Annotated in this window: 23 protein-coding genes; 14 read left to right on the forward strand and 9 right to left on the reverse strand. The window is 38.5% G+C overall.

Annotation, left to right across the window (positions count from 1 at the left end; all coding sequences use genetic code 11):
• The first annotated feature begins 110 nt into the window (after positions 1 to 110).
• Positions 111 to 626, forward strand: a complete 516-nt coding sequence (locus AC5SLP_RS04845) for a hypothetical protein (RefSeq protein ID WP_495254017.1) — start codon at positions 111 to 113, stop codon at positions 624 to 626.
• Between the two features lie 48 nt (positions 627 to 674).
• On the forward strand, positions 675 to 1,667 hold the full coding sequence (locus tag AC5SLP_RS04850; protein WP_495254018.1) for a virulence RhuM family protein/type II toxin-antitoxin system death-on-curing family toxin: 993 nt from the start codon (positions 675 to 677) through the stop codon (positions 1,665 to 1,667).
• A gap of 42 nt (positions 1,668 to 1,709) precedes the next feature.
• Here AC5SLP_RS04850 and AC5SLP_RS04855 read toward each other — a convergent pair whose 3' ends face one another.
• Genes AC5SLP_RS04855 through AC5SLP_RS04875 form a run of 5 tightly spaced genes read right to left on the reverse strand, consistent with a single transcriptional unit; the run spans position 1,710 to position 7,102 of the window.
• Positions 1,710 to 3,008 carry a phenylacetate--CoA ligase family protein gene (locus tag AC5SLP_RS04855; protein ID WP_495254019.1) on the reverse strand — a complete coding sequence of 433 codons (1,299 nt, stop codon included), beginning with the start codon at positions 3,006 to 3,008 and terminating at the stop codon, positions 1,710 to 1,712.
• A 15-nt stretch (positions 3,009 to 3,023) separates the two neighbouring features.
• Positions 3,024 to 3,458: an ACT domain-containing protein gene (locus AC5SLP_RS04860; protein ID WP_495254020.1), complete on the reverse strand. Its 435-nt coding sequence runs from the start codon at positions 3,456 to 3,458 to the stop codon at positions 3,024 to 3,026.
• Positions 3,458 to 4,756, reverse strand: a complete 1,299-nt coding sequence (locus AC5SLP_RS04865; protein WP_495254021.1) for a phenylacetate--CoA ligase family protein — start codon at positions 4,754 to 4,756, stop codon at positions 3,458 to 3,460. The genes AC5SLP_RS04860 and AC5SLP_RS04865 overlap by 1 nt, the downstream gene beginning before the upstream one ends.
• Positions 4,753 to 5,289 carry a 2-oxoacid:acceptor oxidoreductase family protein gene (locus AC5SLP_RS04870; protein WP_495254022.1) on the reverse strand — a complete coding sequence of 179 codons (537 nt, stop codon included), beginning with the start codon at positions 5,287 to 5,289 and terminating at the stop codon, positions 4,753 to 4,755. The genes AC5SLP_RS04865 and AC5SLP_RS04870 overlap by 4 nt, the downstream gene beginning before the upstream one ends.
• 1 nt (position 5,290) lies before the next feature.
• Positions 5,291 to 7,102 carry a thiamine pyrophosphate-dependent enzyme gene (locus AC5SLP_RS04875; RefSeq protein WP_495254023.1) on the reverse strand — a complete coding sequence of 604 codons (1,812 nt, stop codon included), beginning with the start codon at positions 7,100 to 7,102 and terminating at the stop codon, positions 5,291 to 5,293.
• A 216-nt stretch (positions 7,103 to 7,318) separates the two neighbouring features.
• On the opposite strand from AC5SLP_RS04875, the gene AC5SLP_RS04880 reads away from it, so the two are divergent.
• Together AC5SLP_RS04880 and AC5SLP_RS04885 are read left to right on the forward strand one after the other, a co-directional pair.
• Positions 7,319 to 7,486: a symporter small accessory protein gene (locus AC5SLP_RS04880; protein WP_495254024.1), complete on the forward strand. Its 168-nt coding sequence runs from the start codon at positions 7,319 to 7,321 to the stop codon at positions 7,484 to 7,486.
• The gene (locus AC5SLP_RS04885) at positions 7,486 to 9,126 is read left to right on the forward strand and encodes a sodium:solute symporter family protein (protein WP_495254025.1); all 1,641 of its coding nucleotides are present in this window, start codon (positions 7,486 to 7,488) and stop codon (positions 9,124 to 9,126) included. Before AC5SLP_RS04880 ends, AC5SLP_RS04885 begins: the two co-directional genes overlap by 1 nt.
• Positions 9,127 to 9,153: 27 nt before the next feature.
• On the opposite strand, the gene AC5SLP_RS04890 is transcribed toward AC5SLP_RS04885, so the two are convergent.
• The 4 genes from AC5SLP_RS04890 to flaG are packed head-to-tail and all read right to left on the reverse strand — an operon-like array spanning position 9,154 to position 11,863.
• A complete protein-coding gene (locus tag AC5SLP_RS04890; RefSeq protein ID WP_495254026.1) occupies positions 9,154 to 9,408 on the reverse strand; it encodes a hypothetical protein in 255 nt (84 codons plus the stop codon).
• The gene (fliS, locus tag AC5SLP_RS04895; protein ID WP_495254027.1) at positions 9,395 to 9,772 is read right to left on the reverse strand and encodes a flagellar export chaperone FliS; all 378 of its coding nucleotides are present in this window, start codon (positions 9,770 to 9,772) and stop codon (positions 9,395 to 9,397) included. Before fliS ends, AC5SLP_RS04890 begins: the two co-directional genes overlap by 14 nt.
• 27 nt (positions 9,773 to 9,799) lie before the next feature.
• Positions 9,800 to 11,500 carry a flagellar filament capping protein FliD gene (gene fliD / locus AC5SLP_RS04900; RefSeq protein WP_495254028.1) on the reverse strand — a complete coding sequence of 567 codons (1,701 nt, stop codon included), beginning with the start codon at positions 11,498 to 11,500 and terminating at the stop codon, positions 9,800 to 9,802.
• Positions 11,501 to 11,503: 3 nt separating this feature from the next.
• Positions 11,504 to 11,863 (reverse strand): flagella length regulator FlaG, encoded by a 360-nt coding sequence (gene flaG / locus AC5SLP_RS04905; RefSeq protein ID WP_495254029.1) that lies wholly within the window; start codon positions 11,861 to 11,863, stop codon positions 11,504 to 11,506.
• Positions 11,864 to 11,984: 121 nt separating this feature from the next.
• Between flaG and AC5SLP_RS04910 the strand changes: the two genes are divergently transcribed.
• Genes AC5SLP_RS04910 through AC5SLP_RS04955 form a run of 10 tightly spaced genes read left to right on the forward strand, consistent with a single transcriptional unit; the run spans position 11,985 to position 19,150 of the window.
• A complete protein-coding gene (locus tag AC5SLP_RS04910) occupies positions 11,985 to 12,347 on the forward strand; it encodes a hypothetical protein (protein WP_495254030.1) in 363 nt (120 codons plus the stop codon).
• 1 nt (position 12,348) lies between these two features.
• Positions 12,349 to 12,915: a 16S rRNA (guanine(966)-N(2))-methyltransferase RsmD gene (gene rsmD / locus AC5SLP_RS04915; protein WP_495254031.1), complete on the forward strand. Its 567-nt coding sequence runs from the start codon at positions 12,349 to 12,351 to the stop codon at positions 12,913 to 12,915.
• Entirely contained in the window at positions 12,912 to 13,616 is a 705-nt protein-coding gene (locus AC5SLP_RS04920) for a DUF1003 domain-containing protein (RefSeq protein WP_495254032.1), read from the forward strand. The genes rsmD and AC5SLP_RS04920 overlap by 4 nt, the downstream gene beginning before the upstream one ends.
• Positions 13,617 to 13,673: 57 nt before the next feature.
• A complete protein-coding gene (locus AC5SLP_RS04925; protein WP_495254033.1) occupies positions 13,674 to 14,726 on the forward strand; it encodes a flagellar basal body P-ring protein FlgI in 1,053 nt (350 codons plus the stop codon).
• Positions 14,726 to 15,028 carry a rod-binding protein gene (locus AC5SLP_RS04930; RefSeq protein WP_495254034.1) on the forward strand — a complete coding sequence of 101 codons (303 nt, stop codon included), beginning with the start codon at positions 14,726 to 14,728 and terminating at the stop codon, positions 15,026 to 15,028. Before AC5SLP_RS04925 ends, AC5SLP_RS04930 begins: the two co-directional genes overlap by 1 nt.
• Before the next feature lie 58 nt (positions 15,029 to 15,086).
• Complete coding sequence (locus AC5SLP_RS04935; protein WP_495254035.1) at positions 15,087 to 15,287, forward strand: flagellar biosynthesis anti-sigma factor FlgM; 201 nt, start codon at positions 15,087 to 15,089, stop codon at positions 15,285 to 15,287.
• A gap of 30 nt (positions 15,288 to 15,317) precedes the next feature.
• Complete coding sequence (locus AC5SLP_RS04940; protein ID WP_495254036.1) at positions 15,318 to 15,746, forward strand: hypothetical protein; 429 nt, start codon at positions 15,318 to 15,320, stop codon at positions 15,744 to 15,746.
• 2 nt (positions 15,747 to 15,748) lie between these two features.
• Entirely contained in the window at positions 15,749 to 17,593 is a 1,845-nt protein-coding gene (flgK, locus tag AC5SLP_RS04945) for a flagellar hook-associated protein FlgK (RefSeq protein WP_495254037.1), read from the forward strand.
• Complete coding sequence (locus AC5SLP_RS04950; protein WP_495254038.1) at positions 17,593 to 18,405, forward strand: ABC transporter permease; 813 nt, start codon at positions 17,593 to 17,595, stop codon at positions 18,403 to 18,405. Before flgK ends, AC5SLP_RS04950 begins: the two co-directional genes overlap by 1 nt.
• Positions 18,395 to 19,150 carry a TIGR02757 family protein gene (locus AC5SLP_RS04955; RefSeq protein WP_495254039.1) on the forward strand — a complete coding sequence of 252 codons (756 nt, stop codon included), beginning with the start codon at positions 18,395 to 18,397 and terminating at the stop codon, positions 19,148 to 19,150. Before AC5SLP_RS04950 ends, AC5SLP_RS04955 begins: the two co-directional genes overlap by 11 nt.
• The last annotated feature ends 2 nt before the right edge of the window (positions 19,151 to 19,152 follow it).

Here is a 19,152-nt window from a genome sequence, read left to right on the forward strand (position 1 = left end):
TTTCCTTTGAAAAAGCTATGAGTATTATAGCTATTCTTTTGATAAAAGGCTTAGTGGGGATGTGGTAGACTATGAAGGTCATACTTAAATTTTCTTCTCAAAGGAAAACAATGAGTGAATTGGAATGGTTAAAACGTAATAGACATTATCCAACAGATATTGATGAAACAAAACTCAAAAATATTTTTTATTTTACTTTGGTCTGGAATATTTTTGAGAAAGAGTGTTGCAATAATTTCGCTAGGATTGAGCAGCATCCAAAATCTTTAGCAGAGTCTATACAATCAAGAATAAAACAAACGATTGTTGATAGTGTTTTTATATACTTTAAAAATAGATACTTTCCAAATGGAATTATGGGCAACAAATTTCGGACTTTCAAATTTGGAAGAAATGAAAATGCAGAAAATGTACAGAAACAATTCGTTCAAAATAGTTTTCTTGATAGTAATCCTACCCTAAAAGATAAAATTGAATCTTTACTTTATATCGCTTTTCGACTCAGAAACAATCTTTATCATGGTGAAAAGGACGTTTCAAAGCTTTATGAACAAAATGAAAATTTCAAACAAATTAATTTGTTCTTGATGGACGTTGTAGATACAAAAGATAATTTAAAAAAATAAGAATCAAAATTTAGATGATTAATAATACACTAACATCAAAGGTATAAAATGACAACCGAGCCAAACAATCAAATCATCATTTACGAAGATACAAACGGGGAAGTCAAACTTGATGTATCGCTAGAACATGAGAGTGTGTGGTTAAGCCAAAAACAACTAGAAATACTTTTTGACAGAGATAAATCAGTGATTTCAAGGCATATAAAAAACATTTTGAAAGAAGATGAACTTGATAGAAATTCAGTTGTTGCAAAAAATGCAACAACTGCAAGCGATGGGAAAATTTATCAAGTTGAATTTTACAACCTAGATATGATTATCTCTTTGGGCTACCGAGTAAACTCTAAAAGAGCGACCAGTTTTAGAATTTGGGCGACCAAAATCTTAAAAGAGTATCTTATTAACGGCTATGCGCTCAATCAAAAGAGACTAGAGCAAAAGGGGCTTCAGTCACTCAATGACACCATTGCTCTTTTGCAAGACACTATCTCTAAAAGCGAACTCGAACTCAGCGAAGCTAAAGGCTTGTTGGATGTTATTTTAAATTATTCGCGTACGTGGACGCTTTTGCAAGGCTATGATGAAGACTCTTTACATGTCAATATAGCATCCCAAGAAGCCAAGTTTATTTTAGATGTTGATGAAGCAAAAGATGCCATCGCTCAGTTGAAACAAGAGCTTATCAAAAAAGGTGAAGCGACGGAACTTTTTGGGCATGAAAAAGCAGGAGAGTTTGGTGGCATGGTTCGTAACATCTATCAGACGTTTGGCGGTGTGGATTTACTCCCTAGTGTGGAAGAAAAAGCGGCAAATCTGCTCTATTACATCATCAAAGGGCATCCGTTTAACGACGGCAACAAACGTATTGGTGCGTTTATGTTTATTCTCTTTTTATCGAAAAACAATATGCTATATAAAAAAAGTGGCGAGCTTAAGATAAATGACAATGCGCTTGTGGCACTTTCTTTGATGACCGCCAAGAGCGACCCAAAACAAAAAGAGACCATCATCAATCTTATTGTCAATCTGTTGGAGAGCTAAAAAAGTTTTACATGTAAAGCGGGAAGACTTTACATGTAAAAACTATTTGGGTCGTTTATCTAAAACGCGTGTCGCTTTTCCCTCGCTTCGTTGCAAAGATTTGGGTGCGACGAGTTTGACTTCGACGTTGATGTAGAGGTTGTTTAAAAGAGAGTGTTGGAGCTCTTTTTTGAGGTTTCCGAGGTAGCTGACATCATCGCTTATTAAGTGCTCGTCGAGTTCTACGTCGATTTCGAGTTTATCGAGGTAGCCTTTTTTGTCGGCGATAATTTGGTAGTTGAGCGTGATGCCCTCTTGTTTGGAAAGTACGTGTTCGATTTGCGATGGGAAGACGTTTACGCCGTTGATAAGAAGCATATCGTCGCTTCTGCCGACAATGCTCTCGATTCTACCGATGGTTCTGCCACAACGGCATGGAATGCGTGTGAGAGAGGTAATGTCACCCGTTCGGTAGCGAATGATCGGCAAGCCTTGTTTGGTGAGCGTCGTGATGACCAGCTCACCGCGTGTACCTTCTGGCAAAACTTCACCCGTTTTTGGGTCGATGATCTCAGGGTAGAAATGGTCTTCATGAATGTGCAGTAGGTTTGAGTGTTTGCAGTTACATGCCACGCCCGGTCCGATGATCTCGGAGAGTCCGTAAATCTCATGGTAATCAATGCCCCAAATATGCGCGATCTCGTTTTTAAGCCCTTCACTCGTAGGCTCTGCTCCGAAAAATCCCACTCTGAGTTTAAAGTCTTTTTGGATGTCGTAGCCTTCCGCTTGTGCGACTTCTGCCATATGAAGCGCGAAAGAGGGTGTGGCAGTCAAGACGGTTGCGCCAAAGTCTTTTAAAAGCAACAGTTGGCGAGAGGTAAAGCCTGTGGAACTTGGAATGACGGCGATTTTCATGCGTTCAGCGGCGTTATGAAAGCCAAGTCCGCCCGTGAAAAGTCCGTAACCGTGCGAGTTTTGCATGATGTCTTGGCAGGTCACGCCGCCCATCGTAAAGGCTCTTCCCATCACTTCTGCCCAGATGTCCATATCGTGCTCGGTGTAGCCCACAACGGTGGGTTTTCCCGTCGTACCGCTACTGCTATGAATGCGCACGATTTGGTCCATATCGACAGAGAACATGCCAAAGGGGTAGTTGTCTCTTAAGTCGTGTTTTTTGGTGAATGGAAGTTTGGCGATGTCCTCAAGCGTTTTAATGTCTTGTGGTAAAACGCCATGTTCGTCAAATTTTTTCTTGTAGAATGGCACCAAATGATAGACACGAAGGAGTGTCTCTTTAAGGTGCTTTAATTGCCACGCCTGAAGTTCATCTTTACACAAACTTTCGTTTTTACTAAAGGTCATTGCACTGTCTCACTTTTACATGTAAAAATGTTTGGCTTGAACAATCTCAATATTTTGAGCTTGAAGTGCGGTAATGGCATCGTCAAATCGGTCTTTATCGACACTAAAAATAAAAATACCCGTACTGGCTTCATAGAAACTGTACGTGTAGAGAATGTTAATGCCAGCCTTTGAAAGCGCACTCACGGCTTTGTCAAAACTGCCCACGACATCTTCAATCTTTACACCAAACACATCGGTAAAACGCACGCTAAAGCCTTCATCTTCAAGCACGGTTTTAGCTTTTTCAGGATTGTCCACGATGGTGCGAATGAGACCAAAATCGGTTGAATCGGCGAGTAAAATGGATTTAATCGAAATGCCATTTTTTGAAAGAATCCCCGTAAATTCGGAGAGTTCTCCCGCTTTATTTTCTAAAAAAACAGAAAGTTGTTTGATGTTACATTTCATTACAGACTCCTTTTGTCGATGACGCGCACGGCTTTACCGACGCTTCGTTCAATGGTTCTTGGCTCAACGAGTTTAATCTCCGCGTTGATGTAGAGGTTGTTGAGCAGTTCGTGTTGGATTTTTTTCTTCAAAGCTTCTAAAGAGCCGATGCTATCCAGCGGCATATCTTCAGTGACTTCGACCATGATTTCTAGTTTGTCGAGGTAGCCTTTTTTATCAGCGATGATTTGGTAGTTCAGCGTAATGCCTTCGATGTTAGAAAGCACATGTTCGACTTGCGATGGGAAGACATTGACCCCATTGACAATGAGCATATCGTCCACGCGACCCATGACACTTTTCATGCGCACATGGGTTCGTCCACATTTGCACGGTGTTCTATCCAGCGAAGTGATGTCCCCTGTTCGGTAGCGAATAATTGGAAACGCTTGTTTGGTAAGGCTTGTGATGACCAGTTCGCCTTTTTCGCCCAATGGCAAAACTTCAAGTGTTTTTGGGTCGATAATTTCTGGGTAAAAATGGTCTTCAAAGACATGCAAATCTTTGCTCTCAAAACAGTTAGATGACACGCCCGGTCCAATAATCTCAGAAAGTCCATAAATCTCGCAGTAATGAATGCCCCATACTTTAGCGACTTCTTCTTTGAGCCCAAGGCTGGTCGGTTCTGCGCCAAAAATACCGCATTTCAGTTTGAAATCGTTTTTAATGTTGTAACCCTCAGCGATTGCCGCTTCTGCCATATGCAGTGCGAAGGAGGGCGTAGAGGTCAAAACGGTTGCTTCAAAGTCTTTCATGAGCATCAGTTGGCGTGAGGTAAATCCACCTGAACTTGGAACAACCGTAGCACCGACGGTTTCAGCGCCGTAATGAAGCCCAAGACCGCCTGTGAAAAGTCCGTAACCATAGGCGTTATGCGCGGTATCTTCGCTGGTGACGCCTGCCATCGTAAAAACACGCGCCATGACTTCATTCCATGTGTCAAGGTCAGCTTTGGTATAGCCCACAACGGTTGGTTTTCCTGTGGTGCCACTGGAACTATGAATGCGAACCACTGCATCTTTTTTCACTGCAAACAGTCCAAAAGGGTAGTTGTCTCTTAAGTCTTGTTTTTTCGTAAACGGTAATTTTGAAATGTCTTCGATAGACGAAATGTCTTCTGGCGTGATGCCAAGCTCGGTAAATTTACGTTGGTAAAACGGCACATTGGCATACACACGTGCAACAGTGTCTTTGAGTCTTTGCGTTTGAAGTTCGGTAAGTTTATGACGTGGAAGCGTCTCTTCTTGTGACCAAATCATTGTTGCGCCTTCGCGTCATTCATACCTTGATGTAAAACAGCGATATTTTTTTCTGCGACTTTGGCGTTCATCTGTGTGATGGCTTCTTCGATTTCTTTACATGTAAAAGGGAAGTTAGGAGCGAGTGCAAGGGTTGCGCCTAGCATATAGACATTAAGCGCGTCAATCGGAAACTCTTTTTTCTTTGCTTTTGAAAAGGCATCTAAGGCATGTGTCTCGTAGGCAACTTTTGCAAAATTTTTAGGTGCGTTTACGACAATAACACCTTTGTGCTTTTGTAAATACTGAATATTGCGTAGGGCTTCATTGCCTTCAAGCGCAATCAACAAATCTGCTTGTCCCTCATCAATGGCGGGTGCGTAAAAATCACCGATTTTAACATAACACGAAACGGAACCGCCACGTTGGCTCATACCGTGATTTTCTGTTCCTAAGCATTTTTCACCTTTGATAGCAGAAGCGATGCTTAAAACTTTGACCAAAAAAACAGCACCTTGTCCGCCGATGCCCGCTATGACAATTTGGTATTTCATCTTACTTCTCCTCTTTTTTCACAAATGCGTCGGTTGGACAAACAACTTCTAAACACGAGCTACACTCAGCACATAAAAAGGCATCAATTTCCATTTTACCCGCTTCGTTATAGTGCATTGGTGGGCATTTATAATTGGTGATGCACGAATCACAGGCAACACATTTATCTTCATCGACTTCAACGCTTTGATGCGTAACGCCAAGATAGGCTCTGTCTTTATCTAAAACACAATATTCTCGAACGACTGCGACGACGGGTGCATGGGCATCTTTATAGGCGGCTTGAAGCTCTTTCATAAAATCCATGGTTTTATTTAAATTGGCTTCATACACGTACTCATGACAGCTTACGCCACATCCTTCCACGATACGCTTGATGTCAATTTGCGCAGGATTACTACGTTCTGGCGTGGTTTGGCGACCTGTCATCGCGGTCACGGAGTTATCCATAATGATGAGAATAAATTTGTGATTTTGATAGACGGCATTAATGAGCGGTGCAACGCCTGAATGCGCAAACGTGCTATCGCCAATAGTGGCAATAACGGTTTTGTCAGGGTCAGAAATACTAAAACCACTCGCCATTGAGACACTAGCGCCCATACATAAAACGGTATCAATAGCGCCCTGGTTAAGTCCTAAGGTATAACAGCCAATGTCAGAGGTGTAGATTGATTTTTTCTTTTTAAAAACCTTGGTGATAGCATAATAAACATCGCGGTGTGGACAACCTGGACAAAGATTGGGTGGTCGTTTGGGAAGCTCTTTATCGTATTTATCATTTTTATAAAGATGATTTGGTTCAATAAGACCGACTTTCACAAAAGTATTGAGTACTTTGTCTTTTGAGAATTCATCGATTTGATGGACATGTTTTGTGAGTTTACCACATAACTTTGGAGAGCTTAATTGCTCTTCAATACACGGGTAACTCTCTTCAAAAACAATCACTTTTTCGTACTGAACAAAAAGTTCTTCTAGTTTTTCTTTTGGTAGAGGATACGGCATATCGAGTTTAAGAATATCTGCTTTGATATTTAGTTCTAAAACCGCTTCTTTGACATAGCCATCTCCTGTTCCACTGGTAAGACACAAAATAGATTCACCTTTAAGGTGTGCAACTTTAGGCTTAATCAAATGTTCCCAGTTCCAAACTTTGATGGCTTCTAGGCGGTCTAATTGTTCTAATCCTTGCGCAAAACGACCCGCTGGAGGTACAGCGGCCCAACGTGGAATGTTACGTTCAAAGTTGCCTGGGAGCGGTGCAATGGTCGGCGCATCATCGACTTCACAAATTTCTCTTGCATGACTGACACGCATGACTGGGCGAAGCATGACAATGGATTCAAATTGATGGGAAAGTTCAAGACCAAGCTTTGCCATATCGTATGCTTCTTGCGGTGTACTAGGATCAAGTACTGGTATACGAGCAAACTTCGCAAAGCTTCTACTGTCTTGTTCTGTTTGTGAAGAATAAAACCCAGGATCATCGCATGAAATGAGTAACATTGCGCCTTTAAGACCAATGTATGAAGCACTCATCAGTGCGTCACTCGCAACATTGAGTCCGACTTGTTTCATGGTCGCACAGGTGCGTTTACCCGAAATAGCACCTGCGTAAGCAACTTCAAATCCTACTTTTTCATTGGTTCCCCACTGTGCGTAGGCATCCAATTTAAATTTATCTCTAAATTTTTGAAAATTTCCAAGAATTTCACTTGAAGGTGTTCCTGGATAACCTGAAACCATATCAACCCCTGCATGAATAAGTGCAAGTGCGATAGCGTCATTTCCCATCAAAATCTGTTTCATCGTTACGGTGCTCCGTTGCAAAGTGTGTAATGTTTTAAAGGGTATTGAAACTTACTTTATAAAATACTTATCTAAGGAAATGAGACACATTTGTTACATGTAAAATGGGGAATTTTGAAACTTAGAGTAATATTTATGATAATTATAAGAGGAGACTAAAGATTGGTTAAAGCGATTTATATTACTTTTAGGAACTTTTACTAAGGAAGGTTTGGCATGGGTGCATTTGATTTTGGAGTAGGGTCTGCTTTTTGGTTAATGAATGCGAGTGCTCTTTTGTGCGTTATTTATGGGATAACCCATTGGAATAAAGACAAAGAGGAAAAGGTGCTTAACACCAAATCTTGGGAAAAAGATGAAGCAAAAATTAATAAGGAACTGTGATGGGTATCATTGAAAATGTCATTATTATTCTTTATCTTGCACTGCTTGGATACCTAGGATTTGTGGGCTATAAGCAGACAAAAAATTCGACTGATTATCTGATTGCAGGTGGCAATACGCATCCTTTTGTTATGGCACTCAGTTATGGTGCTACCTTTATATCCACCGCGGCAATCGTTGGTTTTGGCGGTGTTGCCGCATGGCTTGGTAATTCTCTTCTTTGGCTTACCTTTTGTAACATCTTTGTTGGGGTGTTTATTGCTTTTGTTTTTTTAGGCAATCCAACCCGCAAAATGGGCATCAGGCTTAATGCACATACCTTTCCTGAATTATTAGGACGACGTTTTAATTCTAAGTTTATACAGGTTTTTGGTGGTGTGCTTATTGCTTTTTTTATGCCGTTATATGCTTCAGCCGTACTTATCGGCGGGACACAGTTTTTAGTTGCTTATTTTCATACCGATTACCATATGGCATTGCTTGTCTTTTCTATTATTATCACAGGGTATGTTTTAGCCGGCGGGCTTAAAGGTGTCATGCTGACCGATGCACTTCAAGGTGTTATCATGTTTGTTGCAATGATTTTTCTTTTGGTCATGGTATTTAATGCTGTGGGCGGCATCAACGAAGGGCTTTCTAAACTCGATACCGTTTGGGATAAAACCGTCGCACCTTTGGCTCAGGTGAATCTTAAAGATTTAACCGCAGGCAGTCCTGATTTTTTAATGAAACTTTCGATGAATTGGGGCTTTCAAGGGTGGAATAAAATGCCTACATTTTTATCCGAAGGATGGCTATTTATTATTACAACGATTGCGATGGGTGTGGGCATTGGTGTTTTGGCCCAACCTCAATTGGTGGTACGATTTATGACGGTAAAAAGTAAAAATGAGCTTAACCGCGCGGTTTTAATTGGTGGAATTTTTATCATTGCTATGACAGGTATTATCTATCTGGTAGGGTCGGTCACCAATGTGTGGTATTATGAATTTAATGAAGGTAAAAATGCGCTTCAAAGTACGGGTGGTGTGGGAAAGGTGATTCCACATTTTATCAATGCTGCGATGCCAAAATGGTTTGCGTTTATCTTCTTATTTGCTTTGATTTCAGCGGCTATGAGTACACTATCCAGTCAATTTCATACGATGGGAACGGCAATAGGTCGTGATGTATTTGAACAACTCATTGGCAAGCACAATCAAAACTCAATGCTTATTACGCGTATAGGCGTTGTTTTTATGATTATTGTCTCAGTGGTTTTAGCCTATATCTTTGATAAACAACCCGCTATTATCGCGCGCAGTACGGCTATCTTTTTCGCGTTGTGTGCCAGTATCTTTTTACCGACGTATTTTGGAGGACTTTTCTGGAAGCGAATGACTAAAAAAGGAGCCATAGCCTCAATGATAGTCGGAACCATAGCTTCTACATTTTGGCTTTTATTTGTCCACTTTCAAGAAGCTAAAGAGCTAGGCTTATGTAAAATTATTTTTGGCGCAAATTCGATATTAAGTGGAAAAATTATTTTTGTGGATGCTATGATTGTTGCATTACCGTTGTCTGCATTCACAGCGATTATCGTCTCTTTGATGAGTAGACCTGAAAGTGAAACATTGCTTCAAAAGTGTTTTGCTGAATAAATAGTAAGAGGGTGAGTAGCTTTTGGCTTACCCTCTGTATTCTCTTTGGTGTGTTTCAGAAGATGTTGTTGTGATGAAAGCGCGTGTTTTTTTTAGTTTTTGCATTGCGTTAAAAACTTTTTCTCGCTCAACATGTAAGAGGACTAACGCTTCTTGAATCAATGCTTGAGCCGAGCGAGCTTCGTTAATATCTGTAAACTGAGGCATTTCTTCGATAAGTTCACCTATTCGCATAGGGTTTTCTTCAACAATAGCAACGGTGAAATCATTAATCCACGACATAATCTGTCTCGTCTTTCCATGCTTGTAAAAGCTCTTTTGCAACATTGATAACTTCATCAAGTTTGCTTGTGTCGTTGTTCATATTGGCTTCTGTAAGCAACCTGAGTTGGTGGGTATAGAGACCTCTTAAATAAAAGGCAATTTGACCGCCATCGTAATTGAGTGAATGAATCAACTCTGCAAAAATAGCAGATGTACGATTAATCCAATAAGTACGTTTTTCGATATTACCATCGTCAATGGCTTTTTTCGCTTGAGAAGCAAAACGTAAAATACCTTCGTATAGCATCTTGATCAACTTTTCAGATGATTCGATGGAGACATTGTTCTGTGAATAAGTTGCATATGCTAAATTTGAATACATAACGGGTTCCTTAAATCGAATAAATTATTAGTTACTACTACTGTTTGATGCAGCATCAATCATGTATGAGACAGATTGGAAGCTGGTTGTTAGACTGTTGATAATACTATCGTACGCCGCGAATTTTTTTGCCATTGCTGTATATTTTGTATCGAGTTGGTCCACCAAAGAAGCTCTTCTTGTTGTCAAAGAATCTTTTTCGGTTGTCAAAGAATCTGCATAAAGTGTCAAAATACCTGTACTCGAATCGGTATACTCTTTTAATATACTATTGAATTTTGTAAACACGCCCTCTGTTGTCGTACTTTTACCGTAAGTCGTGTTTGCTTTTAATCCGAGAGAAGAGAGTGCTGAACTTGTGCCTTCAACAGTAATGTCGTCACCTGTTGCACTTTGGAGAATGATATTGTTGTCTTTACCAACGGTTGCTGTAACACCCGAAATATTAGCAGCATTAATCGCTTTTTGAAGAGCTAAGACGTTCTCTTCTGCCGTTGCGCTTGCGTCAGTTGTAAAGCGAATGCCTATATCATTAATAGTTAAATCACCATAGGTAAAATTCAATGCACCTGCTGGTATGCTATTACTTCCTGTGACCGTCGTTGTAGAATAATTTGTCGTTCCTACAAAGTAATCTTGAATACCTTTTGAATCTGTTTTTGTAAGTGTGTTAAAAGCACTTTCATCAAATTCCAATGTTCCAGAATCATTGAGTGAGATACCAAAATCAACCAGACTGCGTCCTTGGCTATCTACGGAAAGAATTTGTTTGCGAATATCCGTACTGAGTTGATTTAATTGGCTTACTCCTTGAAAAACACCTGAGGTATTTGTGGCACTATCGTATTTTGTTGCAGAAGTTAAGTTGGTCATCAAGTCGTTATAAGATGAAACAAGGCTCGTCAATTGATCTTTAACATCCGTCCAATCTTGTGTAATGGAAACAGTTGTATTTGTGCCGGCTTCTTGTGCTTGATTCAGTGTAATAGTGACACCATTTTGAAGGTCATCAATGATATTAGATGAGCGTGTGATACTAATACCATTGTAGGTAAAACTTGCATCTGTAGCTGTTTGAAGATGATTGTCTGCGCTATCGAGTCCTAAACTGGTTAAAGTAGAGGCTGTTCCTGATGTTATGGTCATTGCATTATCCGCGCCCGTATCGTCTGATTTCAGGATGAGTCGATAGGGATTTGTTCCGCCGGTATTTAAAATAGATGCTGTTACTTTTCCATCAAGTTTATCATTAATCATATCTTTTAAATCAGTAAGTGTTGTCGATGCTGAAACACTAAATTCATAATCTTTTCCACCAATATTGATTTTAAGTGTATCTGAATTGGTTGTAAAGGTACTGGTTTGTGATACAAAGCCGGTACTTTGATAAATATCTTGTTTTGCAAGGGTATCGACATGAAGTGTAAAATCTTGTAAATTCGTACCTGCATCTGCTGTGACACTGACATCTGTATTGGATACAGAGGTAGAGCGTTGAAGGTAATTGGTTTCATCTGCCAATGAACTCACTGAAGATTTAAGCGTTGATGTCAATGAAGTAATCTTACTCAAATCTGTTTGCATTGTTGAATTGGTGGTTAGTTTTGTATCAATAGGATCAAGTTGAGCTGCTTCGTCAGCAGAACGGAGTTGATCAATAACGTCATAACTTAAAACACCACTACTACCAAGTCCAAGTGAGCTTAAACTCGATGTTGAAGATGCCATCGCTTATCCTTTTTTGTCGAAAATCATTCCTACAATTTCTTTCATTTTGGCTGAAAGGTCCATTGCTTCTTCTGTGGGAATTTTACGTATGCTTTTGCCTGTACTTTTTTCCATGACATTGACATACATTAAGCTAATTTTATCATTATAACCAAATGTTACATTGGTATCTAATAAGTCCATTTGTTCATTTAAATCTTTAACTGTTTTTTTCAGTGTTTCGGGTGATGCGCTTTGCTGATTCTCTTTCGTTGCTTTTGTCGTGTCATTGGATTGTTCAACTTGTCTTTGCTGAACTTGGGTCACTGCTTTGGGTGCAGTCGCAGTTTCCAACTGCTTGCTGGTTGCACTAAATACGTCCATAATAGCCCTCCTTAACATTCTTATTATTTTCTGTAAACCAAATCGACACATCTTTTTTTTTGTTTAACACTTTAAGATTTAGTGTGTTATATTTCACAATTATTATCTCTAAAGGGTTTCAATGAAAATAGCAATTGTTTGTCAGTCATTATTGTTAAGTCGTGCTTTAAAAAGATTTTTAGGCGATATGATTGTGCCGTATAAACAATGTGATTTTGTGATTAGCGATAAAAAAATTGAGCTCGATAAGCCCATTTTTTATGTCTCTTCCGCCGAAGGCAATCTTGTGATTCCTTTCTCAAAATCTTCTCTTTTTATTGAACTTGATAAATTTTATCAGCATCTTCTTATGATGCACAGCAGTGTCGATGATATGCTACCACAGACAAAAAACACGCATGGTTTAGAGGAAAAAATCACTGCCTTAACCGAAAAGTTTAGAGCAGACCTTATTCAAACTATACGAGGGTATTATGGGAATTAACATGCTTTTTACAACGATTAGTGCTGGCAAATATAAAGGCAAAAAATTAGAATTACCGTCACTGGAAAGCACGCGAAGCACGAAAGCCATATTGAAAGGTTCTTTGTTTGATACGTTACAATATGACATTATGGATAAAGATTTTGTGGAAGTGTTTGGCGGCAGTGGTTCTATGGGGCTAGAAGCCTTGAGTAGGGGAGCCAAACATGCCTATTTTATTGAAAAAGATAAAAATGCATTTGCTGTTTTAAAACGCAATTGCAAAGCCATTGATGAAAAAGCAACCACGACGTATAACGGTGATAGTTTTACTGTATTACCAACGCTATTTTCATCTTTTACATGTAAAACCTATTTTTATTTTGATCCGCCGTTTTCTATTCGAGAAGGGATGGAAGATATTTACACGAAAGTCCTTACTTTAATCGCTTCTTTGCCAGAGTCTCATGTTGAAATGATTGCCATTGAGCATATGAGTACGCTACAACTTCCAGAACAAATAGGCATCTATACACGAACAAAACAGAAAAAATTCGGTAAAAGCTCTTTAAGTTACTATCTGCCATGAAAAATAAAACGTTTATCAGTGATATTTCGCATAAACCCTTTCCTTTAAGTGAGCGAATATCTGCAAAGGCTATTCGTACACCTCTGCTACATTATATACAAAATACAAACCCTTCCTTTTCAGCAGATAGCCTTTTAGCGATGAGCGAGTACAATATTTTTCGTGAAGAGTATATTTCAGATTTTCTCTCTAAAGAATTAGGTGACCTCACCGAACTTGAAAAAAAAGTTGTAGATTCTTTTCAAAATAACACGACATTAACCGATAAAATTGATATTAGCGATAATGCAGAAGTTAGTTTTGGTCAAAAAATTGCCGATAAAGTAGCTACTTTTGGGGGAAGTTGGACATTTATTATTCTTTTTTCCGCTTTTTTATTGCTATGGATTGGCATGAATGTTTGGTGGTTTAAAAACCAAAGTTTTGACCCTTATCCGTTTATTTTACTCAATTTAATTCTTTCGTGTATTGCCGCGATGCAAGCGCCTATTATTATGATGAGCCAAAATAGGCAAGAGGAAAAAGACCGCATCCGTGCTCAAAATGATTACATGATTAATCTTAAGTCTGAAGTTGAAATCCGAATGCTCCATGAAAAAATCGATCATCTTATCTTACATCAGCAAGAAGAGTTGTTTGAAATTCAACGTATTCAAATCGATATGATGGAAGAAATCTTACAGCATTTAGCTCATAAATAACATTGGAACATTAATTGCTTTTATCTTGGCAACAAAGCCAAACAATAAAGGGAATTGATGAAAATTGTAAAATTATCCTTCGTATTGCTTACGACACTCAGTGCGCTTTATGCTCAGCGTTTAGGGGATATTGCAAACGTTATTGGTGTACGAGATAACCAACTCATTGGCTATGGTCTCGTCGTTGGTCTTAATGGTACGGGTGATGGATCATCTTCTGAATTTACCCTTCGCTCACTTTCCAATCTTCTTCAAACAGTAAATGTAAAAATTGATGCTGCCTCTATTAAATCCAAAAACGTTGCAGCTGTCATTGTCACTGCAAAATTACCTGCATTTGCCAGACAAGGTGATAAATTAGATGTTTCTGTTGCTTCCATTGGTGATGCAAAGTCTTTACAAGGTGGCAATCTTTTATTAACGCCGCTCAAAGGTGTTGATGGTAAAATTTATTCTTTAGCACAAGGTTCTTTGACAATTGGTGGTATGAACGGTAAAGAAAAAGGACAAATCAATCACTCCGCCGCAGCCAACATTTTTGGTGGTGGCATTGTTGAACGTGAAATTGAATATGACCTACACGATCAAGAATTTGTCAATCTCTCTTTAAAAGAAGCTAACTTTAATACAGCAGTTTCGGTTCAAAACGAACTCAACCATGCGTTTGGCTCAAAAATTGCTATTGCAACCGACTCACGAACAATTCGCCTTATGAGACCTAGCAATCTAACAACGGTTGAATTTTTAGCCAGAACACTCAATACAAATGTGCAGTATGAACGAGAAGACAAAATTGTCATTGACGAACGAACAGGAACGATTGTTTCAGGGGTTAATATTCACGTGGACCCTGTTGTGGTCACACATGGCGATATTACGATTAAAATAGAACCCAATGATAATGTCGCAAACGATCAAAATATTGATATCGGTGGTAATGTCACTATCGCTCCTAATGAAAACCGTATCAAGATGAAAGAAGACAGTATGACGGTTGCTAATATCGCTCGTGCGCTTACAAAGCTTGGCGCTAAACCGAAAGACATTATCTCAATCTTAGAAAACATCAAACGTTCAGGTGCGATTACAGCCCAATTGGTGGTGATCTAATGCAAACAACAGACACAAGCGTAGCGCTTTTAAATGCTAATTATAACAATGCTTCTGTTTCAAAAATGGATACAAGTAAAAATGATGCACTTTTAAAAGAACAGACAGATAAATTTGAAGCTTTTTTTCTCAAACAGATTTTAGATATTGCTTTAAACAGTGATGAACAAAATAGCTTATACCCAAAGGATGCAGGCGATAAAATTTATAAATCCATGTATAACGACACCATGAGTAATGCATTGAGCGGTCATTTAGGCTTTAGCGAGATGTTATTTAATTATTTAAAAGAAAACCGTTAAAGTTTTATCATTTTAGACGATATGGTTGTTAGAGAATCCAATCACAAAAGGTTTTAAAATGATTTCAACAATTCAAACGTCGAATGCGGCGTATATACAACCAAGTGCACCAAAAGACGATAACGCTAAAGGTGTTACAAAAACTGAGAAAAGCGAAGGGGTAGACAAAGTCTCCGCGCTCAAAGCACAGATCGAAAATGGAACCTATAAAGTCGATCTATCAAAAACTGCTAATGCAGTCGCGGAAGAGTTGCTCTAATCCTTTTACATGTAACGTAAAGGATAAACAATGTTAACACACTATTTGCATCATGCTATTAACGATATCGAGAATCTCATTGAACAAACGCATAAAGATATAGCGGATATCAAAGTCGCAAAACATACCGAGGTTTTCGAAAGAGCTAAAATTAAAAACGATTTAATTCATTCCTTTGAAACAAAAAAATCTCTTTTAGACAATGAGTTGATGAAAATGCTAAAAGAGAGTGGCAAAAAATCATTAGATGAACTTTTAGATGCAGACCAAAAAGAACTTTTAGCCTTGATGAAACAAAAGCTTTCAGAACTTAAAGTATGCAATAAACAATATGCAAAATATGTTGTAAGCATTAGTCAATTTTATAACGTCTTGCTTGATAGCATTTTCCCTAGAGATATGGAAGGTTATAAAATGACGACGCAAAAACCTGCATCGTTTCTAAAAATAAGGGCATAGCCATGAGTCTCTTTAGCACACTAAACACAGGTACTTCTGGACTGAATGCCGCACAAGTTGCGGTTGCTACGACCAGTCAAAATATTGCGAATGCTGACAATGATTATTTCACCAGACAAAGAGTACAGTTTACTGCCAGCGATGCCCTTAATTCTCAAGGGATTAGTATCGGCTCAGGCGTTACTGTCAAGTCTGTTGTTCGTATTCATGATGAATTTGTTTATTCGAAATTACGCACTTCCAATACCAATTTAGCCTATGATAGTTATGCTAAGCAGACGCTTCAAGAAGTGGCACAATATTTTCCAGATTTAAGTGAATCGGGTATTTCACAAGATATTGATGACTATTTTTCATCGTGGAATGACCTCGCCTCCAATGCCTCAGAGGGTTCTCAAAAGATTGCCTTAGTCCAATCTGCTCTTACTTTAACCAAAGATATTAAATCAACACGTGACTCATTACGGTCCCTTCAAGATTCCTTGAATGCACAGCTTAAAACATCGGTAGATGAAATTAATAGTATTGGTCAGCAATTAGCTGATTTAAATAAACAAATTAACACGATTGAGTCCCAACCGGGTAATTATGCCAATGATTTACGCGATCAACGAGATAATTTGGAATTAACGCTCTCAGGATTGGTTGGTATTTCTGTTTCCAAAGGTACTATTAGCAGTGATGGTATGGTTGATGCCAATATGACTGATGGCGGAACGGACTATTATTTGAATATTTCAGGTGCTTCTTTTGTTGATGGCTCAACCTTTCATCCTCTTGTCATTGACAATAGTTCAAACCAAAGCAGCTATTATTCAATTTATTCAGAATCTCAAGATGGCACACGTTACAATCTTACAGAACAGCTCTCTGGCGGTAAAGTAGGTGCTATTCTTGATTTAAGAGGTCGTGTCGTTGATCCTGATGTGAATGATGGCTATCCCCAAGATGGAACACTTCAGGGGTATGTGGACAATCTTGATAGTTTTGCACAAACTTTAATTACAGAAACCAATAATATTTATGCGCAAAGTGCACAATCAAATATGCAAAGTCCTACATTGGACCTCAAAGGCGATACAGCATTACAAAATGCATACAATAACGTTGAGAACGGTTCGTTTGATGTTATTATTTATGACAATGATGGTAAAGAAATAGCACGTAAAACGATTACTATTGGTACGGCTACGAGTATGACAGACGATACGTTTACAGATAGTATTGTTACACAATTAAATACCAGCACAGATGATAACGGCGATAATAATGCTTTAAATGATGTCGATGATTATTTTACAGCCACTTTTATGGATAATGGAACCTTTTCACTCTCTCCTACGACAAATAATACAGGCTATACAATTGCCATAGAAGATCACGGGACAAATTTTCCTGGTGTTATCGGTGTCAATCAATTTTTAACTGGAACAGACGCTTCTAATATTGATGTTGCCACAAAGTACAAAAAAGATCCTTCTTCAATGAATGGCTATTCTGCTCCTATCACCGGCAATAACAGTGTGGCCAATAGCATGCTACAACTGCAGTACGATACTTTGAATTTTTATAATAAAAGTGGCTCAACCGTCCAAGAGAGCTTTCAAGGCTATTATAGTTATCTTACAACAAGCATTGCCACTGATGCTTCGGCAGCTTCAAACAGTTTCGATACAAATAGTGCTTTACATACGACCATTTTAACGCAATTTCAATCTATAAGCGGTGTGAATACGGATGAAGAACTAACTAACTTAATTCAATACCAAAGTTCATACAGTGCTAATGCTAAAGTTATTACAACGATAGACCAAATGCTCGATACTCTCTTAGGAATTAAATCATAGTGAAAAAATTTCCGTATGTGAGCACTACACTGGTAGTGCTCATTTTTGGCTTCTGTTTTATACTGCCTTTTTTTTATTCTACTTCTGCTTATACCCTTGATCCTTCTTCAATTCTTTTGAGCCCCAATTTGCACCATTATCTTGGAACAGATCGCCTTGGAAGGGATTTATTGGCTCGTTTGATGATTGGTGGACAAGTTTCTCTATTGATTGGCTTGAGCAGTGCCTTCATTGCGAGTCTTTTAGGTCTGATGATTGGTATTAGTGCTGGATTTTTTCAAAAAGGCATTGATAAATTAGTCATTGTTTTGATTGACCTTTTTCTTACGTTTCCTACATTCTTTTTGCTTTTGGCTCTTATTAGCTATATGAATGCATCGCTTTGGGTGCTTGTATTTATTATCTCCATTACAGGATGGATGGGAATGGCACGTTTGATTCGTAGTGAAAGTTTTGCTATCTCAAATGCCCCTTTTATTAAGATTTTGAAGCTTGCCAATGTCAGTAAATTAAAAATTATTTTTAAATATTTTGCCCCTTTGTTAGCGCCTATTTTTTTTATTAGTTTTACATTTGGTGTCAGTGGGGCTATTTTAGCGGAGAGTGGACTTAGTTTTTTAGGGATAGGAATTACGCCACCGCAAATGAGTTGGGGAGTGATTTTAAGCGAAGGCAAAGAGGTCATTGATATCGCTTGGTGGCTGAGCTTTTTCCCCGGGTTTATGATCTTTTTGATTACATTCTCTTTGATACAAATTTCAGATTATCTTCAAAGTAAAAGTAATGAAAAAGATATTTTAAATGACGTTTGAAGACATAGTACAGCTTCTAAAAAACGAAGCATCCAAACGAAATACTAGCACTGAACTAACAGCAGATAAGCCCGATCCTTTAATGATAGCATCGCCTTACAAAGACGAATACATTGCTCTTATTTGTGCCTTGTTTGCTTATGGAAATGCACAAGTTATTGTACGTTTTTTAGAAAGCTTGGATTTTTCCTTGTTAAATCAAGATGAAGATACTATCAGAAAGACTCTTCATTCACACTACTATCGTTTTCAACAAAGTGCTGATATTCAAGCACTTTTTATTACCCTCAAACGATTACGAGAAGATAAAAAATCTTTAGAGAATATTTTTTTACAAGGATACAAGCTTCATCAAAATGTGATGGATGGATTAAAGGAACTGATTCAAACTTTGTACGAAGTTAATCCGTATCGTTCACGTGGATATCAGTTTTTATTGGGTACAATTCCATCCGACAATCCAACATCCCCCTACAAGAGATGGCATATGTTTCTTCGGTGGATGGTACGAGATGATACACTTGATTTGGGATTGTGGAAAGATGTAGAGACCAAAGATCTCTTAATGCCTTTAGATACCCATACTTTTTCCGTTGGAAAAAAGTTAGGACTCATTCAGCGTAAATCCTACGATTTTAAAGCTGTTTTAGAGCTGACGGAGACATTAAAACGTATAGATCCCCATGATCCCATCAAATTTGATTTTGCACTCTATCGGTTAGGACAAGAGAAAATTTTACCATAAGG

The sequence above is a fragment of the Sulfurospirillum sp. E15m genome (genome assembly GCF_059415145.1).

What these genes read in the sequence shown, in the direction of transcription:
- AC5SLP_RS04845 (WP_495254017.1), top strand. Translation starts at nt 111, where the DNA reads ATGAGTGAATTGGAATGGTTAAAACGTAATAGACATTATCCAACAGAT.
- AC5SLP_RS04850 (WP_495254018.1), top strand. Translation starts at nt 675, where the DNA reads ATGACAACCGAGCCAAACAATCAAATCATCATTTACGAAGATACAAAC.
- AC5SLP_RS04855 (WP_495254019.1), bottom strand. Translation starts at nt 3,008, where the DNA reads ATGACCTTTAGTAAAAACGAAAGTTTGTGTAAAGATGAACTTCAGGCG.
- AC5SLP_RS04860 (WP_495254020.1), bottom strand. Translation starts at nt 3,458, where the DNA reads ATGAAATGTAACATCAAACAACTTTCTGTTTTTTTAGAAAATAAAGCG.
- AC5SLP_RS04865 (WP_495254021.1), bottom strand. Translation starts at nt 4,756, where the DNA reads ATGATTTGGTCACAAGAAGAGACGCTTCCACGTCATAAACTTACCGAA.
- AC5SLP_RS04870 (WP_495254022.1), bottom strand. Translation starts at nt 5,289, where the DNA reads ATGAAATACCAAATTGTCATAGCGGGCATCGGCGGACAAGGTGCTGTT.
- AC5SLP_RS04875 (WP_495254023.1), bottom strand. Translation starts at nt 7,102, where the DNA reads ATGAAACAGATTTTGATGGGAAATGACGCTATCGCACTTGCACTTATT.
- AC5SLP_RS04880 (WP_495254024.1), top strand. Translation starts at nt 7,319, where the DNA reads ATGGGTGCATTTGATTTTGGAGTAGGGTCTGCTTTTTGGTTAATGAAT.
- AC5SLP_RS04885 (WP_495254025.1), top strand. Translation starts at nt 7,486, where the DNA reads ATGGGTATCATTGAAAATGTCATTATTATTCTTTATCTTGCACTGCTT.
- AC5SLP_RS04890 (WP_495254026.1), bottom strand. Translation starts at nt 9,408, where the DNA reads ATGTCGTGGATTAATGATTTCACCGTTGCTATTGTTGAAGAAAACCCT.
- fliS (WP_495254027.1), bottom strand. Translation starts at nt 9,772, where the DNA reads ATGTATTCAAATTTAGCATATGCAACTTATTCACAGAACAATGTCTCC.
- fliD (WP_495254028.1), bottom strand. Translation starts at nt 11,500, where the DNA reads ATGGCATCTTCAACATCGAGTTTAAGCTCACTTGGACTTGGTAGTAGT.
- flaG (WP_495254029.1), bottom strand. Translation starts at nt 11,863, where the DNA reads ATGGACGTATTTAGTGCAACCAGCAAGCAGTTGGAAACTGCGACTGCA.
- AC5SLP_RS04910 (WP_495254030.1), top strand. Translation starts at nt 11,985, where the DNA reads ATGAAAATAGCAATTGTTTGTCAGTCATTATTGTTAAGTCGTGCTTTA.
- rsmD (WP_495254031.1), top strand. Translation starts at nt 12,349, where the DNA reads ATGCTTTTTACAACGATTAGTGCTGGCAAATATAAAGGCAAAAAATTA.
- AC5SLP_RS04920 (WP_495254032.1), top strand. Translation starts at nt 12,912, where the DNA reads ATGAAAAATAAAACGTTTATCAGTGATATTTCGCATAAACCCTTTCCT.
- AC5SLP_RS04925 (WP_495254033.1), top strand. Translation starts at nt 13,674, where the DNA reads ATGAAAATTGTAAAATTATCCTTCGTATTGCTTACGACACTCAGTGCG.
- AC5SLP_RS04930 (WP_495254034.1), top strand. Translation starts at nt 14,726, where the DNA reads ATGCAAACAACAGACACAAGCGTAGCGCTTTTAAATGCTAATTATAAC.
- AC5SLP_RS04935 (WP_495254035.1), top strand. Translation starts at nt 15,087, where the DNA reads ATGATTTCAACAATTCAAACGTCGAATGCGGCGTATATACAACCAAGT.
- AC5SLP_RS04940 (WP_495254036.1), top strand. Translation starts at nt 15,318, where the DNA reads ATGTTAACACACTATTTGCATCATGCTATTAACGATATCGAGAATCTC.
- flgK (WP_495254037.1), top strand. Translation starts at nt 15,749, where the DNA reads ATGAGTCTCTTTAGCACACTAAACACAGGTACTTCTGGACTGAATGCC.
- AC5SLP_RS04955 (WP_495254039.1), top strand. Translation starts at nt 18,395, where the DNA reads ATGACGTTTGAAGACATAGTACAGCTTCTAAAAAACGAAGCATCCAAA.